16 protein-coding genes are annotated in these 14,631 nt (G+C 46.7%); 3 read left to right on the forward strand and 13 right to left on the reverse strand.

All coding sequences use genetic code 11. The features are described from left to right. Positions 1-79 precede the first annotated feature (79 nt). The 3 genes from MKY75_RS23305 to MKY75_RS23315 form a co-directional block, all read right to left on the reverse strand. Positions 80-418 (reverse strand): hypothetical protein, encoded by a 339-nt coding sequence (locus MKY75_RS23305; RefSeq protein WP_069012102.1) that lies wholly within the window; start codon positions 416-418, stop codon positions 80-82. A 14-nt stretch (positions 419-432) separates the two neighbouring features. After that, positions 433-1,146, reverse strand: coding sequence for a pirin family protein (locus MKY75_RS23310; RefSeq protein WP_069012100.1), 714 nt, complete (start codon positions 1,144-1,146; stop codon positions 433-435). Positions 1,147-1,215: 69 nt separating this feature from the next. Continuing rightward, positions 1,216-2,073, reverse strand: a complete 858-nt coding sequence (locus MKY75_RS23315) for a LysR family transcriptional regulator (protein ID WP_039271679.1) — start codon at positions 2,071-2,073, stop codon at positions 1,216-1,218. 182 nt (positions 2,074-2,255) lie between these two features. Here MKY75_RS23315 and MKY75_RS23320 point away from each other — a divergent pair, with 182 nt between their 5' ends. Beyond that, positions 2,256-3,233 (forward strand): DMT family transporter, encoded by a 978-nt coding sequence (locus MKY75_RS23320; protein WP_245248900.1) that lies wholly within the window; start codon positions 2,256-2,258, stop codon positions 3,231-3,233. Positions 3,234-3,328: 95 nt separating this feature from the next. Here the strand turns inward: MKY75_RS23320 and MKY75_RS23325 are convergent, their stop codons facing one another. The 6 genes from MKY75_RS23325 to MKY75_RS23350 form a co-directional block, all read right to left on the reverse strand. Further along, positions 3,329-5,317, reverse strand: coding sequence for a methyl-accepting chemotaxis protein (locus tag MKY75_RS23325; RefSeq protein ID WP_340886691.1), 1,989 nt, complete (start codon positions 5,315-5,317; stop codon positions 3,329-3,331). Between the two features lie 154 nt (positions 5,318-5,471). After that, the gene (locus MKY75_RS23330; RefSeq protein ID WP_340886695.1) at positions 5,472-5,879 is read right to left on the reverse strand and encodes a DoxX family protein; all 408 of its coding nucleotides are present in this window, start codon (positions 5,877-5,879) and stop codon (positions 5,472-5,474) included. A gap of 119 nt (positions 5,880-5,998) precedes the next feature. Beyond that, a complete protein-coding gene (locus MKY75_RS23335; protein WP_340886697.1) occupies positions 5,999-6,859 on the reverse strand; it encodes a M56 family metallopeptidase in 861 nt (286 codons plus the stop codon). 2 nt (positions 6,860-6,861) lie between these two features. Beyond that, positions 6,862-7,275, reverse strand: a complete 414-nt coding sequence (locus MKY75_RS23340) for a BlaI/MecI/CopY family transcriptional regulator (RefSeq protein ID WP_013312429.1) — start codon at positions 7,273-7,275, stop codon at positions 6,862-6,864. A 146-nt stretch (positions 7,276-7,421) separates the two neighbouring features. Further along, positions 7,422-8,261: a response regulator transcription factor gene (locus MKY75_RS23345; protein ID WP_025720336.1), complete on the reverse strand. Its 840-nt coding sequence runs from the start codon at positions 8,259-8,261 to the stop codon at positions 7,422-7,424. Beyond that, positions 8,237-8,632, reverse strand: coding sequence for a Fur family transcriptional regulator (locus MKY75_RS23350; RefSeq protein WP_023990809.1), 396 nt, complete (start codon positions 8,630-8,632; stop codon positions 8,237-8,239). Before MKY75_RS23350 ends, MKY75_RS23345 begins: the two co-directional genes overlap by 25 nt. A 187-nt stretch (positions 8,633-8,819) precedes the next feature. On the opposite strand from MKY75_RS23350, the gene MKY75_RS23355 reads away from it, so the two are divergent. Next, positions 8,820-9,113 carry a hypothetical protein gene (locus tag MKY75_RS23355; protein ID WP_049817035.1) on the forward strand — a complete coding sequence of 98 codons (294 nt, stop codon included), beginning with the start codon at positions 8,820-8,822 and terminating at the stop codon, positions 9,111-9,113. Here MKY75_RS23355 and MKY75_RS23360 read toward each other — a convergent pair. Genes MKY75_RS23360 through MKY75_RS23375 form a run of 4 tightly spaced genes read right to left on the reverse strand, consistent with a single transcriptional unit; the run spans position 9,101 to position 13,299 of the window. Further along, the gene (locus MKY75_RS23360) at positions 9,101-9,310 is read right to left on the reverse strand and encodes a hypothetical protein (protein WP_029518606.1); all 210 of its coding nucleotides are present in this window, start codon (positions 9,308-9,310) and stop codon (positions 9,101-9,103) included. The genes MKY75_RS23355 and MKY75_RS23360 overlap by 13 nt on opposite strands. Further along, complete coding sequence (locus MKY75_RS23365; RefSeq protein ID WP_029518607.1) at positions 9,307-10,419, reverse strand: GerAB/ArcD/ProY family transporter; 1,113 nt, start codon at positions 10,417-10,419, stop codon at positions 9,307-9,309. Before MKY75_RS23365 ends, MKY75_RS23360 begins: the two co-directional genes overlap by 4 nt. 26 nt (positions 10,420-10,445) lie before the next feature. Continuing rightward, positions 10,446-11,621 carry a Ger(x)C family spore germination protein gene (locus tag MKY75_RS23370; protein WP_245248899.1) on the reverse strand — a complete coding sequence of 392 codons (1,176 nt, stop codon included), beginning with the start codon at positions 11,619-11,621 and terminating at the stop codon, positions 10,446-10,448. 43 nt (positions 11,622-11,664) lie between these two features. Beyond that, positions 11,665-13,299 carry a spore germination protein gene (locus tag MKY75_RS23375; protein WP_029518609.1) on the reverse strand — a complete coding sequence of 545 codons (1,635 nt, stop codon included), beginning with the start codon at positions 13,297-13,299 and terminating at the stop codon, positions 11,665-11,667. A gap of 224 nt (positions 13,300-13,523) precedes the next feature. On the opposite strand from MKY75_RS23375, the gene MKY75_RS23380 reads away from it, so the two are divergent. Further along, complete coding sequence (locus MKY75_RS23380; RefSeq protein ID WP_209947722.1) at positions 13,524-14,615, forward strand: GGDEF domain-containing protein; 1,092 nt, start codon at positions 13,524-13,526, stop codon at positions 14,613-14,615. The last annotated feature ends 16 nt before the right edge of the window (positions 14,616-14,631 follow it).

Genomic DNA, 14,631 nt, shown 5'->3' on the forward strand with positions numbered 1-14,631 from the left:
GATAACAAAAAGACCCTGCAATGATGCAGGGCCTTCGAAAAATCCATTATATATCTGAAGATTTATGATAAAGGAATGATTAATCTCCCCAATACTCCTCGGGATGGTATTCAATCTCAGAACCAGCTTTGAACGTAAGCTCATCTGTCTGATCATGATATTCCACGCTTTCCGGAGTGACGTAATACCAATGCTTCACCACGGGTCCATCATCTACCGGCGTTACAAAACGAAATACGTTCAACTCCCCGCTATAACGCACAATCGCCTCCGCCGTCCCACGCGGCAGCCCTTGAAGCGTGAAGCGAAACACGCCGTCCACCGATTCCAAACGGCAATCGAAAACCTGCTTGCGGCTGTCAGCAAAGCTACGTCCCGTGACGGCATGCTTGATCAGCCATGTTTCCTGCTGCGCCATGTGCGCACCTCCTTTTAGGGCAAATCAATCAACATATAAAAAGCAGACTCCTCTGCTTCCAGTGCTAGCTTTGGCTCCTGCTCAATACGAGCTGAATCGCGCCCTTGCAGAATATGTTCACCGTTCACACGCAGTGAGCCTTCAATGACGAACAGGAACACGCGTCGCCCCTCGGCCTGTGTGAATTCTACTTGCTCTCCAGGCTGAAGCTTGCTTAAATAAATCGTTAAATCCTGGTTGATTGCAGCAATTTCACCCTCTGTGCCCGGTACACGTTTTCCGGCAACGACAGGCAGAAGCTGACCGTGCAGACGCTCAGGATTGAACGCTGTGGCCTCATATGACGGTTTCAGTCCTCTCGTATGCGGGCTAAACCACAATTGCAGCAGACTGACATCCTCCGTTTGTGATGCGTTGTGCTCCGTATGAATGATGCCGTGGCCCGCTGACATTCGCTGAATGCCTCCAAAACGGGTCACTGCTACATGTCCACGGTTGTCTTCATGACGCAGTTCCCCATACAGCACAATCGAAACAATCTCCATATCACTGTGCGGATGCGCCCCAAAGCCCCGTCCCGGTGTGATGACATCGTCATTACAGACACGCATAGGACCAAACGCTGTATTGTTCTCATCCTGATACTCCGCGAATGAAAAGCTGTGACTCCCCCGCAGCCAGCCCTTATCGAAGCTGAATCGGGAAGCCGCCGGATATATTGTAAACATAATAGCCCTCCTTCAGGAAGAAAAATGAGATCAAATCCCTCTCATTGTACCCGAGCCCAAGCGATAAAGCTACGCCTCTGTCTGAGTGATAATCTCATCTATAAAAGACTGCAAGGTACTGGTAACAAAGGCTTCCTTACGTCGGATAAACACCGTTGTTACTTCATTGTACGGCTCAGGCATTGCATGACCGCACACAAGGCCTTGAGACACCAGCCCGCTGATCGAAGATTCGGGAAATACGGTCATTCCAATACCAGCCGCCACACTGCCGATAATCGTCTCAAATGTCCCAAACTCCATAATCTGTTTGGGAATAATTCCTTCCATTTTGAGCCAGGTTTCCAGCCGTCCCCGGTAGCCGCAGCCTTTTTTATATAAGAGAAGCGGACGAGTCGTGAGATCCTCAACGGAAAAATCATCTCCTTGGGATACAAGGACCAGCTTTTCCTGAAATACATCAAACTGTTCAATGAGCGGATGCTTGACCGGCCCGGTCACAAAGGCTCCATCCAGCCGCATTTCTGCAACCTCCTGCACCAGAGACTCTGTAACCCCAGCCTTGAGGGACAACTCGACATCCGGGTACTTGCTATAGTAAGCATGTAAAATGGCCGGGAGGGCAATGACAGTCTCCACAATGCCAATCTCCAGTACCCCCGAAGGTGCAGAGGTATTCTGAAACGCATGTTTCATTTCCTCAAATTGCGATAAAATGCTTTTCGTATATTGCAGCAGACGCTTGCCCTCGGCATTGAGGATCATTCCCCGCTTATGTCTATTAAATAAAGGTGTTTGCAGTTCCTTTTCGAGCAGCTTGATTCTGGCCGTTACATTGGACTGGACATAACTAAGCTCGGCTGCGGCCTTGCTGACACTGCCATGCGCAGCCACCGTCTGGAAAATGTTTAAATCGTTCAGATCCACTACTGCTCCTCCTTATTGTGAAGGGTAAGGGGCCATCAAAATTGACGCGCCTTGTCACTTATTATCATTTTAAATGATCATAATGTTTATTTTCAATCATTTTACCAACAGCTTCCCATCCTTTATGATGTTGTCCATAAGATATGTCCGCTGAGACCGGCAAGGAGGAGCTTTTGCACACCATGAACAGACAAATCATGACCGGATCTTTATTATGCCTAATCGCCAGTATGTCCTGGGGGGCGATGTTTCCGGTTTCGCACATTGCATTACAACACATCAATCCACTGTACTTTTCATTTTTGCGCTATTTATCGGTTACACTCATTTTAGTCGTACTATTGTGGCTCAAAGAGGGAAGGACTGCATTTCGCTTTGAGGGCAAGGGCAAGACGTTGTTATTCTTCGGGACCATGGGATTCACCATTTATAATATGGCCGTTTTCCAGGGACAGCACGCGATGGGGGCAGCAGGCACTCTGGTTGCCTCTATAATGGAAGTGCTAATGCCGATGATTTCTATTGCGATGGTGTGGGTCATGACCCGTAAAATGCCTCCGAGATATACACTAATCAGCATGGTGATTGCGCTGGCCGGGGCTTTACTGGTGATCACGAACGGAAAATGGACCTTTTTCACACTTGCCGGACAACATTTGCTACCGCTGCTGCTTATTTTCGTAGGCGTCGTCGGATGGGTCGTATATTCCATGGGAGGCAGCCATTTTGCAGGATGGTCTACTCTTCGGTATTCAACCCTAACCTGCCTGCTCGGAACTCTCGTCTCCTTCGTAGTCGTCACATTTGCCTCTGCTTTCAACGGGATTGTGGTGCCGGACTGGCAGGCTGTGTGGTCAGTTAAATACGAAATGAGCTTTATGATCCTGCTTCCAGGGTTAGCGGCCCTGCTTAGCTGGAATGCCGGAATCCGAAAGCTATCTCCACTGAACGGAATTCTATTTATTAACTTTGTACCGATTACCACGCTGGTACTCATGTACTTCCAAGGTTATGCCATTAGCCGTTTTGAACTATATGGGACAGTGTTAGTCATTTTCGCACTGATTCTGAACAATATGTTTCAGAGAAGTTCGCTGCGTCCTTCCGACTCACGGGATGTCCGTTTCCGTCTGGACCGCCGCAAGTCCTTCCAACGTTAACTTCTAACTCTGCAAACCAAAAATTATGCTAAAAACATTAAAAAAGCGCCTGGATACAGAGTACAATCTCCTGTATCCGGGCGCTTTTTATCATTTTAGGATTTTCCTTCAACCTGAAAACGTCCAACTAGTTCGCGCAATTCCTCTGCCATTTGGCTCAGGTCCGCTGTAGATGAAGCAATTTCCTCAATAGAAGCAAGCTGTTGCTCAGCTGCTGCTGAGATCGACTCGGTGTTGCTCGCTGCCTCGTCCGAAATGTGGGCAATATCGCTCATAATATCTACGACACCTACAGTCCCTCGTGCCATTTCCTGAGTCACTCCCGTAATGTCATTGATATGCCCCATAGCTCGTTCCACGGCTTGGCTGATTTCCGCAAAGGATTGCTCAGACGTGGTTACCGAATCAATGCCTTCCGTCACCCGTGTCCGCGCTTGATGCATAGCGCCCAGAGCATGATTCATATCCACCTGCATCGCTTCAATGCGCTCCGAGATCAAAGTAGCCGACTTTGCTGATTCCTCAGCCAGCTTACGCACCTCCGTAGCGACCACGGCAAATCCCTTACCATGATCCCCAGCGCGTGCAGCCTCAATGGACGCATTCAGAGCTAACAGATTGGTCTGTTTGGCAATACCGGATATAACGCTGATAATATTCACGATTTCACCGGAACGCTCATTGAGAGAGTCCATGGCCTGTCCGAGATCGTTAACGGTCTCGTCGATGTCATGCATCTTCTGTACAGCCTGCGTAGCAGCCTTACTGCCTTCCTGAGCCGACTCGGCGTTCATCTTCACATGTTCAGATACGCCCACCATACGCTCGGATACGTTCGCTGCTTGCTGAGCAAGCTCCTCCATATTTACAGAACCGTGCTTAACGCTCTGCACCTGACGTTCGCTGCCCACAGCTACTTCCTGGATAGCAATGGTGACATGCTCAATCGCTTGGGTTGTCTGATCTGCACCCGCAGCCAGCTCCTCCGCTGAAGAACTTACCCGATCTGTCGTTTCGTGTACGCTTCGAATCATCGTACGCAAACTGTCGACCATGGTTTGGAAGTGAGAAGACAATTCGCCCACCTCATCCGTTTTTCCGGTTTCCAAATCGCCCGTCAAATCTCCTTCACTGATTCGTTCTGCTGATTTTTGCAGCTTACGAATTGGTACCAGAACAGAACGGGTGATCAGGAAAATCGCGAGTAGCGCAATCACCAATGAGCCAGCCAGCACAAAAATGGTTACATAACGCATGGCAGCCGTGGCATCGCTAATCTCGGATTGATAGAAGGTACCCGCAATTTTCCAACCAGTATCCGTATTCGTTACATAGGTCAAATATTTTTCGTGACCTTCATGCATATATTTAAAGTTCCCGCTCGGCGCAGTATACAACGTATCAAGCACTTTCTCCTGTGGAGATGAGCCCGGTTTAGCCGTAGGATGGACTACAAATTTCTTCGTATGATCCAAAATAATGATATACCCCTCCTGGCCCACTTTGATGGAGGCCAGTTTACGTACACTTTCCAGATTTAGAGAAATCCCGATAACCCCGGACTTGTCGGAAAGCGTCTGAGATACTACGACAACAGGAATACCCGATGAATTAATGATAACAGGCGTAATTGCAACCTTACCGGGCTGCTTCATCGCTTCGATGTACCATGGGCGTGTGCGAGGATCAAAAGTCCCTTCATCCTCCTTGGGCACCCCCCGGATCATCAAGCCCTCTGGTGTACCGACGAAAACATCCATCGCATCTCCGTGCAAACCCTTGTATTGGATCAGCTTGGGCTGAATCAAGGGGCTATTTCGACCATCAATCATCGAACTGTCAAGTCGTTCTGCCAAATATCCCACATCTTCGATTTTACTGGCGATTGCATATTCAATAATCGAGTTAGCCGTCGCTACCCCCTGATTCGCACTGCTGTGGAGCTGTTTTTCCATAGCATTATATGATGATTTATAGGTCGCACTGGAAATACTTAAGCTCGGAATCAGCAAAACAAGCAAAAAGCCTAAACTTAGCTTGTTCCTGAGTGTCCATATAGTTTTTTTCTTTCGCGTTGTTCCCATGTTTTTTCCCCTTTGCTTATAAAACGATATATTTGAATTACATTCCGTGTTAGTTATATCGGTTGAAAGTAGCAAATGATTTACAATGAAATTTCACAAAGGAGAAAAACAAAAACCGCGTCCTATGATACTAAGGACGCGGTTTTATGAACATTTAGACCTGTATGTTACTGTTTTCAGCCTTTTTACGGCCAAATAACTGATCCACTGCCAGAAAACGTCCACCGACAAGCGCTTGCTGAAGACTGGTGAACAGAATCAGCAGATCAAATTCAATCGAGCCAAAAGGCTGTCCTTTTTTAGCCGTTAGCAATACACCGATCATAACGATGGTCAATGCCGCTCCAGCCAGTCGTGTTCCGATTCCCAGAACCAGTGCAATACCCCCAACCAGTTCAACCGCAGCGACCACAGGAGCCATCCAGCCAGGGAGTCCGATACTTTGGAAGAAGCCGGAGGTTCCGTCTAGTCCCTGAAACTTTTGTGCACCGTGAACGATAAAAATAACCCCTGTAAAAATCCGTACCAACAATAATCCAATATTCATAAGCGTTTGATTCATTTGCTCATCTCCTTTTAAATTGTATAAAAATCCTGCAACAAACTACACATTGTAGTGTATTACACATTGAGAATCGGTAGCGCAAAAAGCGCCACCTGTAGGGAAACATCTTGCCAAACTTAGATTAGCGCCAGTGCAAACATAAGTGTCAACATCACTAGCACATAGCTGGAAAACATAATCGAACGCCAAGGCATCCGAATGACAGGTTCTTGCTGAGGGTCTAAAATACGTGAGATACGATAGTTAATGGACGTTTCTGCAAACGAGGAACAAGCGGCGGAGTTTACCAGGCGAGTATTGGCAGGCGTCATACTCAGAAGCTTGAGCAATGCGCTCCCAATCCCAACTGGTGAACCCGCTCGATGAATCGCTTCGTTATCAGCCAAAATTTCACGGGCCGTCTTATAATGATGGGTAATGTGACGTAGCACCGGCAAGTAAAACAGCTGTTTAGCACATACTTGCAGCAACCAGGTCTTCAACGGATCATAATGTTTCATATGATAGGCTTCATGGTATATGACAGCTTCTTCTTCGTGTTTGTCCAGTACAGACAATAGTGCAGAGGACAATACAATACGTGGCTTCCATAATCCCATGGTGAAGGCGGCTGGCTTGGCATAATCAATGACCCATATCCGATCGGTCCCGAGTTCACGATATCGTTCACCCAGTGCTTCGGTCAGCGGCAGGTCACGCATTCGGTGCAGTCTGCGAAAAGCTGCCCTGGTAGCCATACACTGTCTGACTGCTTCTCCTCCGGCGATAGCGAAGGTAACGAAAACCAGCCCGCTGAGCGCATCCACCATGTAGCCGATTCCGTAATGCTGTAACAAACTTCTGCAAATTTGAAACACGTTATAATTCAATTTCCAGCCGAAAACATGCTGCCCGGCGTACATACCCATCTGTATAAGGGCGAAACCCGAAATCAAGGCGCCTGCTGTAAACAGTAATTTAGAACGTGTTTTCCACATCGCTACATATCCTTTTTCCATTGTTTAATTTTTTGTTCCAGACGTTCGATCAACTTCGGATCGGCCACCTCCAGAGCATCAATCATATGATTGACAGCAAGCGGACCAAATTCGTCCACCAATTCGTGACTCAGTCCCTTGGATTGCTCATCCATGAACTCTTCCCTGCTTAAAACTGGACGATATAAAGACGTTCTCCCACGTATACTCTTACTCAGTATTCCCTTTTCCACTAAACGGTTCATCACGGTCATTACCGTATTGAAGTTAAAGTCTCGATCCCCCTCCAACGCGGTCTGCACTTCTTTGATACTCCGATCCGAAGTGGACCATAAAATATCCATAATTTTGGCTTCCAGAGGTCCGAAAAATCGGTTAAGCCCGGTTTCGCCAGCTTTAAAATTCAGTCGTTTCATAAGAAGCACCTCACACTACCGATTGTAGTGTATATCTCCTGACAAAGTCAACCGTCACACCTAATGTCAGTTTCTTCATGGAATCATATACAAACCGCCGAATGTCTCCATCCGGCGGAAATTCATCGGTATTCATAACTTTCAGCTCAATCTGCCAATCTGTATCCTACACCTCTTACGGTTGCAATATATTCAGGTTCTGCAGGCCGATCATCCAGCTTCTTGCGCAAACTTTTGACATGCACATCTACAACGTTGCTGCCGCCTACAAAATCTGTCTCCCAGATATCGTGCATCATTTGCTCGCGGGAGATCACTTTGCCTTGAGCATCAATCAGCTTCAGCAGCAAATCGTATTCTGTTTTAGTCAGATTCAATTGACTCTCTTCTTTATATACCAGCATTTTATCTCGGTCAATCCAGATGTCCTTGAATACCGTACGACGGCTGGCTTGCGCTGCCTGACGGGAAGTGGCAGGATGGCGTACAATCATCCGTTCAATGTCATGCACCATATGATTGGAAGCCAGCGGCCACACCAGCACCTCTTCTGAAGGAAGCAGCTCATGAGCATGTACAGACACCCGATCCTGAACCACGTACATAACTGGTGTGTCTTTCATGTGTTCTACCTCAAGACGATTGCGAATATCCAGTAATTCACTCTGTGGTTCGGTAGCGGTCAAATCGTAAATCAAGAGATCGCTTCCCAGATGACGCTGCACTTCAGGTTCCCAGCGATGGAAAACCATCACATCAAAACACGCATCTGACAGCGTACGCACCAACCCGTGAACTACACCCGGTACCGAACTGATCAGAATGATACGACGTGTAGTTGGACAATACAAGGGCTCATTGGAAGGAACGGTCTGCACCGTAGGTGTAGAGGGAGCAGCTAACATCGATGTCCAACTGCCCTTCACCCGTCTAGGCATGTCAGCCACTTTGAAACGATTTGTTATCTGATTCGCTTGCTTTGACATTCCTTACACACTCCTCCGAATACGACATGGGCATGGGCAATATTATACCCCGTTTCATGCGCAACCGTGTCAATCCAATCATGTGGGACTTCACTCATCACTTCATCTACTCGGCCGCATACCTGACAAATAATATGCTGATGATCGTCCATCCGCCCGTCATAGCGACTCGCAGCTTCCCCCAGCTTCAATTCACGGATTAATTCCTTATCCGTCAAATAACGCAGTGAATTATATACCGTTCCATAGGCCAGATTATATCCGCGCTCCATCAACCGATTCATAACATCGGCCGCAGTAGGATGATCGTGAGCTTCACGAACCACATCATATACCGCTTGGCGCTGCGAAGTTAAATTTAAAGTTCTCATACCGCACCTCCCTTAACCAACGCAGATTATATTAATTACAAACTTACAATCATATTAAAGATCAATTTAGAATAAGTATAAATCTTAATTTATTTCAAGTCAATGGTATCGGATAAATTGAACGGCTTTGCAACACAATGTATACAGGAGTACATGCTTAGCTTATTTATAATCGGAGGGATATTTTATGAAGATAGTGTGGATATTCACGCTCTTTATGCTGCTAATGCTCGGAACAAGTATATCGATAAAATGGCTTTCTGGTGTTCATCATCCTTGGGAGCCTATTTCATTGGCTTTTTTCACTATGCGACCATCAGAATATGTCGTCCTGGCAGGAATGCTTATAGTGTTCTTTATAAATGTGGGCAAAAAGCCAAGAGGAAACGCATTTCGCTTCCTGTTCTCACAATGGTCACGTTTCCTCAAAGTTCCTACTTCTTCCTCTGATTCTCCGCAACAGAGCCATCAGAAAGAATAAACAAGGGAAAACGCAAACAAATAATGGATGAATATAGATGAGGGACAGTCGTCCAAATTCAAAGTGGCAATCCATGTATTCCGTTCATATTCACTATCCATATTAATAATGACCACATCTCCCAGAATAAAATGGAACATCAAAATGAGCATTTGACCGGTACCGATGTATTTTTTGTCGGCAAGACGATGACTCATGAGACATTTTCCTCTCCTTTTTTATTCCGGGTCTTTCTCAGCCACGACACGATTAGCAGCAAGATAGGAAAAAACACGGCAAATATCGGAAACAGCCATTTCAGCACTAACTCGCCTGTTTGAAGGTGATCTTGATAGCTCAGTGCCATCAATACACAAGAGACTAACATGATAATCCCAAATGGCAGGATCAGTTTATGGTAAGACACTCTCAATACATCCTCTGCGGCTTTAACCGCGGCATAATAGAAGATGAAAATTTTAAAAAAATCAAAGATAATAACGCTCATAACGCCGATGACATCGACTCTGTCGATAAAATCAGATATTTCGACCTTGCTGATCATCGAGAGCAGCGGGTAAGTCGCCCGTTTGAACACATCTTCCCCCAGTGCAAGCACATTGGACAGTGTAACAATAGACAGGAGCAGCCCTCCCAGCAATATAGCAGAGACCCCTACCCCATTGGCACGATAGCCTTTTTTTAATGTGGGGAGAATCATCGCAAACGTAACCATCTCGCCGTACGGTAGCATCACGGCTTGCGAATAAACAACTTGCCATATCGGCTGCCAGCCATGCTCGGCTATGGGCAATATATTGCCGACATCTACAATGCCTGCCAACAAAATTAATATATTCGTAGCCAGGCCCAGCAGTAGCAGCAAAATTAACATGATAATGGCCGTCCGGCCTGCAACCTCGATTCCCAAATACACCACATACATGACAAGTCCAATCATTAAGGCACAAATGACTGTCAACGGCGTATGCTGAAGCGTCCGGTCGGCAATCAGGATCCCCGTGTCCCGAAGATCCCGTGCTCCGCCGTAAAGAAAAAACACGATATATAAAAAAGCAAGCGCACTCCCTGCTTTCTTGCCCAAAAGGGTTCTGCAGTACTGTGTCATTAGCAAGTCGGGAAAACGTCGGTGAAGGCTGCCATAGCATACAAAAAGCATTGCCCCCAAAACCGTGGAAATGAGGATGGCGATCCACGCATCCTTGCCCGCATTCCTTCCGGGAATAGACATCATGGATGTGCCCATCTCAAACAACACCATAAGAGAGATCATCTCTTTTGCACCTATCCGTGTCTTTTTTTTCATGGCCTTCCCTCCTTGCTCTATTTTCACTAGTCTGATTCCCCCTTGGAGTATGGGTTAGTCCGCGACTGAGTGTGTTTCAGTACAGAAGTCACTTGAATACGGACGGTGCTTTCCGCAAAATTACGGCTCCATTCGGAAGAGAGTCTTTTCCATTGTTTGGGATAGCTCCTCTCCAGCGCAAGGCCAAAGCCTATTACATCGCTACGGGTACGCTGAACCTCTCTGACTGTTGAAGTGATCACTTTTTTCGTCTCCTCTGTCCATTTCTCCTGCAGTCTTTTCATCGCCTCCGGACTTTGTAAGTTAATCGAGCACTCGGCTTCCTGTACCGCCCCGGTCTGTTTTAGGTTAATCACAAAAACAGGCTCCCCTTGCTCCATCCGTGTGTGTATATTGGTTGAAGAGAACAAGGTTTCGATGCCAATGGTTTCCCTATCCTTACCGCAGCTCAGTGTTGTTTGGGCACCTTTCACCTTGTTGTTGATCATAGACAGTCCAATGGCCTGATCATCATCCAACCAGCGGACAAGCCGATCCTTTTTGAACACCCCCATTCCCTTAATATGAACAATAGCTTTCGGTAAAATATTGTCCACATTGTTCTTGCTTGAGGCCTGCTCTAAATTCCCATTGACCCCTATGCCCGTCAGCACAGGACCGCCACCCTTATGAGACATGCTGCGAATCACATCGTCGATAGTCACCGCGTAATCCCCGGCATACAAACGCTCCGATGTTTCCAGCTTTCCTGAAATATCATTGGCGGGAATACGACCGATTGCGGTCATGATTGCCAGTACATCCTTCCCAGTATTACCGCGTGCCACCAGCATTTTCACCGGCAGCCGGATTTCTGTAGACCTTTCCAGAGAATCCATCATATCGCCGATTCCAGCCCGTGCCAGCTTTTCACCAATAACGATCAGTTTGGTATGCGCCAAAGAAATGATCCGCGGAACCCTTTGTGAGGCTCTGCGGAGCGCTTGAAACAGATTTTTTCCCTTTTCCCGATACAAAACGACTGGAGTATCTCCTCTCGCTTTGGCTCCGGCGATTTCATCTGCTACGATCACCTGTAGGGAAACCTCATAATCCGACTCCCCAACCAAATCAATTCCTATCCCAGCTACTACTGCTCTCTGGTTTAACTCCACAGAATCCCAGCAACCGGATAACAAGGGAGCGAACAGTAGTAAAACCAAACACAGCCCCCCTATTCTCCTCTTAAAAGTTACTGCACTTTGTTCATTCCTCTTCCGCTGATACACCCTGATTGCCCCCCTCCTGCATCGGTGTGGTTTTATCAGAAGAGGAAATCCCGCTTCCATCCTTCATTCTTTTCTGGTTCTTAGATGTAATGCTTTTAGGACGCTTCCTCATCATCCAGAACGGGAGTCGCAATACGGCATCCTTTTGACTCTCCAGCACAAAAGGGCTGAAAGGCGCCATGTAGGGCACCCCGAAAGAACTCAGACTGTTCATATGAGCAATCAGCGCAATCAACCCCAATGTAATGCCGTATAGCCCCATAAACGCTGACAGTATCATGAAAATAAACCGGCACAATCTCCCGGCCACTGCCATGTTATAGGCTGGGATTGCGAAACTGGCTATTCCCGTCAGGGCTACTACAATTGTGAGCAGCGGGGTGACGACTCCGGCTTCCACGGCCGCTTGACCCAACACAAGCGCTCCTATAACGGAAACCGTTTGACCACCCGCACGCGGCATTCGAATACCCGCCTCACGCAAAATCTCAAAGGTAATCTCCAAAATAAACGCCTCTAGAAATGCCGGAAAAGGAACGGATTCCCGCTGAGCCAATATGCTGATCAGTAGTGGAGTCGGTATCATTTCATAATGGTATGTTGTTAAGGCAATGTAGAGAGAAGGCCCTAGAATAAGAATAATGAAGCTGATATATCTAATGAGCCGAACAACAGTCGCCATATCGTAACGCTCTTCATAATCCGAAGAACTCTGAAAAAATTGGGCAAATACTGTAGGCATCACCAGTACAAACGGAGTCCCGTCTACGATGAGCGCCACTCGGCCCTCCATAATATTGCTGCTGATGGTGTCGGGTCTTTCCGTGTTAAAAATCGTTGGGAATGGTGTGAAATGATTTTCTTGTATCATCTCCTCAACCATGCCGGACTCAAATATAGCGTCAATATTGATGTTTTCTATCCGTTTACGAACCTCATCTACGACGCCTGGATTTGCAATGTTCTTCATGTACAGCATGGCCACATTCGTGAGAGACGTGCTTCCCACTTGGAACATCTCCAGTGTAAGATCGGAGCTTTTAATCCGTCGCCGGACCAGAGAAATATTCGTGAATAGGGATTCTACAAATCCCTCTTTCGGTCCTCTGACGACTGTCTGTGTTGTTGGCTCGCTGACTGCGCGTGTCTCTCCCCCACGCGTGCCGCACGCAATCGCTTTTTCGCAGCCTTCCAATAAGATGATCGTGTCCCCCATTAACAGTTGTTCCATCATGGAACTCCAATCATCGCAGTCCTTCACTTCTCCCAGTGCAAGCGCATGACTCTGTATTCTTACGTACAGCGCTTCTGCATTCTCCGCCTCAGCAGCCACTTCAGCAGATGGGCGGCTAAGCATGGATCTCATGATGAGTTCATTCACCGTATCCGTTTTAGCCATACTATCTAGAAACACAATAGCGGCGGGAACCTCCGCCCTCAGCCCCAATTTAAAGCGACGCATCAGAAAGTCTGGGCTATCTGACGTCAATTTCTTAATTTGCTGCAAGTTGGTTTCCAAACAAGTATCGATTTTTAGATAGCGCGGAGAATTTCCATTGTTCTTACCCGCACCCGACTTTTTATTATGTTTGCGATAGGGATAGCGAATCATGAGCAAACCTCATCTCCAGTAAGGCAGCAATAGATACCGCCCATTTTTCCTTATTCTTGTATCTTTGGAGTATGCTCAATCTATTCCCAGTTATGCACCAAATACGTGAACGAAACGTTATAAGCGTACCCGCGTAATAAATTTCAATAAATTCTTCATTTGCAAGCTTAATGTCAGTTTTTTTGATAAAATGAAGAAATATGCCTCTCGGGAGGGTTAACATCTTGTTCAGTACGTTTTTTGTAAATACCTGTATCCTTGTCACCTTTTTGTACATAACCGGCCTCATATCACAAAGATATAAAATCCGTCTGCACACCTTGAAGCGTAAGATGCATTGGATTGGAGGCGCCCTTTTTGGGTGCTACGGCATTGTCATGATGTACTATTCAATTCCAGTAGGATTTAATACGATTGCCGATCTTCGTCATCTGGCCATCGTAGCTACCGCCACTTACATCGGCGGCCCAGCAGCGCTCACGGCTACTCTGTTTATATGTATAGGTAGATTATTGCTGTTTGGTATTAACGATCAAGCCATCGTAGGCGCTATTTTTATGATACTCGTTGGCCTGGGGTGCGCTTTATTGTCACATCTGTCCTGGTCACGTTTACCCAAGCTGATGATTATGAACGTTTTTGCTTTGGGCATTATATTCTGTCCCCTTATGATTAATTTGAAAAATCTTGATGATGTTCTGCACGTGTATCCGCTCCAATTCTTCATTTCCATGGTCGGCGGATGTCTTCTGTACCTCATTGCTGAATCTATCAACACATCCAATGAGCTGTTACTTCGTCTGGAGCATACCTCCTACACAGACCATCTCACTAATTTAAGCAACAGAAGGCAGCTTGAGTTCTCATTGGAAGAGAAGCTCCCTCAAGCTCGCCAACGTCATGAGCATTTATCCGTACTGGTGTTGGATATTGATCACTTCAAGGAAGTCAACGATACCTACGGACATGCCGCAGGAGATGCAGTGCTGCGCCAGCTTGGACAGATTTTAATGGAAAAATGTCGTCCTAATGATGTAGTCACCCGCAGCGGGGGAGAAGAATTCACCGTACTCTTGCCGAATTGCGCTTTTCGGCAAGCACTTCGCATAGCTAATCAAATTCTTAGCGGAGTAAATCAGTATGAGTTTGTTTTAGCGGACGGGTTTATTCTTAAAGTCACCGTGTCCATCGGCGTGACAACCTTTCCAGGTACCGGGGAAGATATGTCCGGGGCAGCCCTATTGGAGCAGGCAGATAAAGCTCTATACGAAGCTAAAAATGCAGGACGTAACCGGGTTTGCTCATATGAAATATAATTTGAGGCATGACCAT

This window comes from Paenibacillus sp. FSL L8-0663 (genome assembly GCF_038008125.1).
GTDB lineage: Bacteria > Bacillota > Bacilli > Paenibacillales > Paenibacillaceae > Paenibacillus > Paenibacillus polymyxa_D.

Bases quoted from the DNA above. Each gene is read 5' to 3' on its own strand.
- MKY75_RS23305 (WP_069012102.1), bottom strand. From the start codon at position 418: ATGGCGCAGCAGGAAACATGGCTGATCAAGCATGCCGTCACGGGACGT.
- MKY75_RS23310 (WP_069012100.1), bottom strand. From the start codon at position 1,146: ATGTTTACAATATATCCGGCGGCTTCCCGATTCAGCTTCGATAAGGGC.
- MKY75_RS23320 (WP_245248900.1), top strand. From the start codon at position 2,256: ATGAACAGACAAATCATGACCGGATCTTTATTATGCCTAATCGCCAGT.
- MKY75_RS23325 (WP_340886691.1), bottom strand. From the start codon at position 5,317: ATGGGAACAACGCGAAAGAAAAAAACTATATGGACACTCAGGAACAAG.
- MKY75_RS23330 (WP_340886695.1), bottom strand. From the start codon at position 5,879: ATGAATCAAACGCTTATGAATATTGGATTATTGTTGGTACGGATTTTT.
- MKY75_RS23335 (WP_340886697.1), bottom strand. From the start codon at position 6,859: ATGTGGAAAACACGTTCTAAATTACTGTTTACAGCAGGCGCCTTGATT.
- MKY75_RS23340 (WP_013312429.1), bottom strand. From the start codon at position 7,275: ATGAAACGACTGAATTTTAAAGCTGGCGAAACCGGGCTTAACCGATTT.
- MKY75_RS23345 (WP_025720336.1), bottom strand. From the start codon at position 8,261: ATGTCAAAGCAAGCGAATCAGATAACAAATCGTTTCAAAGTGGCTGAC.
- MKY75_RS23350 (WP_023990809.1), bottom strand. From the start codon at position 8,632: ATGAGAACTTTAAATTTAACTTCGCAGCGCCAAGCGGTATATGATGTG.
- MKY75_RS23355 (WP_049817035.1), top strand. From the start codon at position 8,820: ATGAAGATAGTGTGGATATTCACGCTCTTTATGCTGCTAATGCTCGGA.
- MKY75_RS23360 (WP_029518606.1), bottom strand. From the start codon at position 9,310: ATGAGTCATCGTCTTGCCGACAAAAAATACATCGGTACCGGTCAAATG.
- MKY75_RS23365 (WP_029518607.1), bottom strand. From the start codon at position 10,419: ATGAAAAAAAAGACACGGATAGGTGCAAAAGAGATGATCTCTCTTATG.
- MKY75_RS23375 (WP_029518609.1), bottom strand. From the start codon at position 13,299: ATGATTCGCTATCCCTATCGCAAACATAATAAAAAGTCGGGTGCGGGT.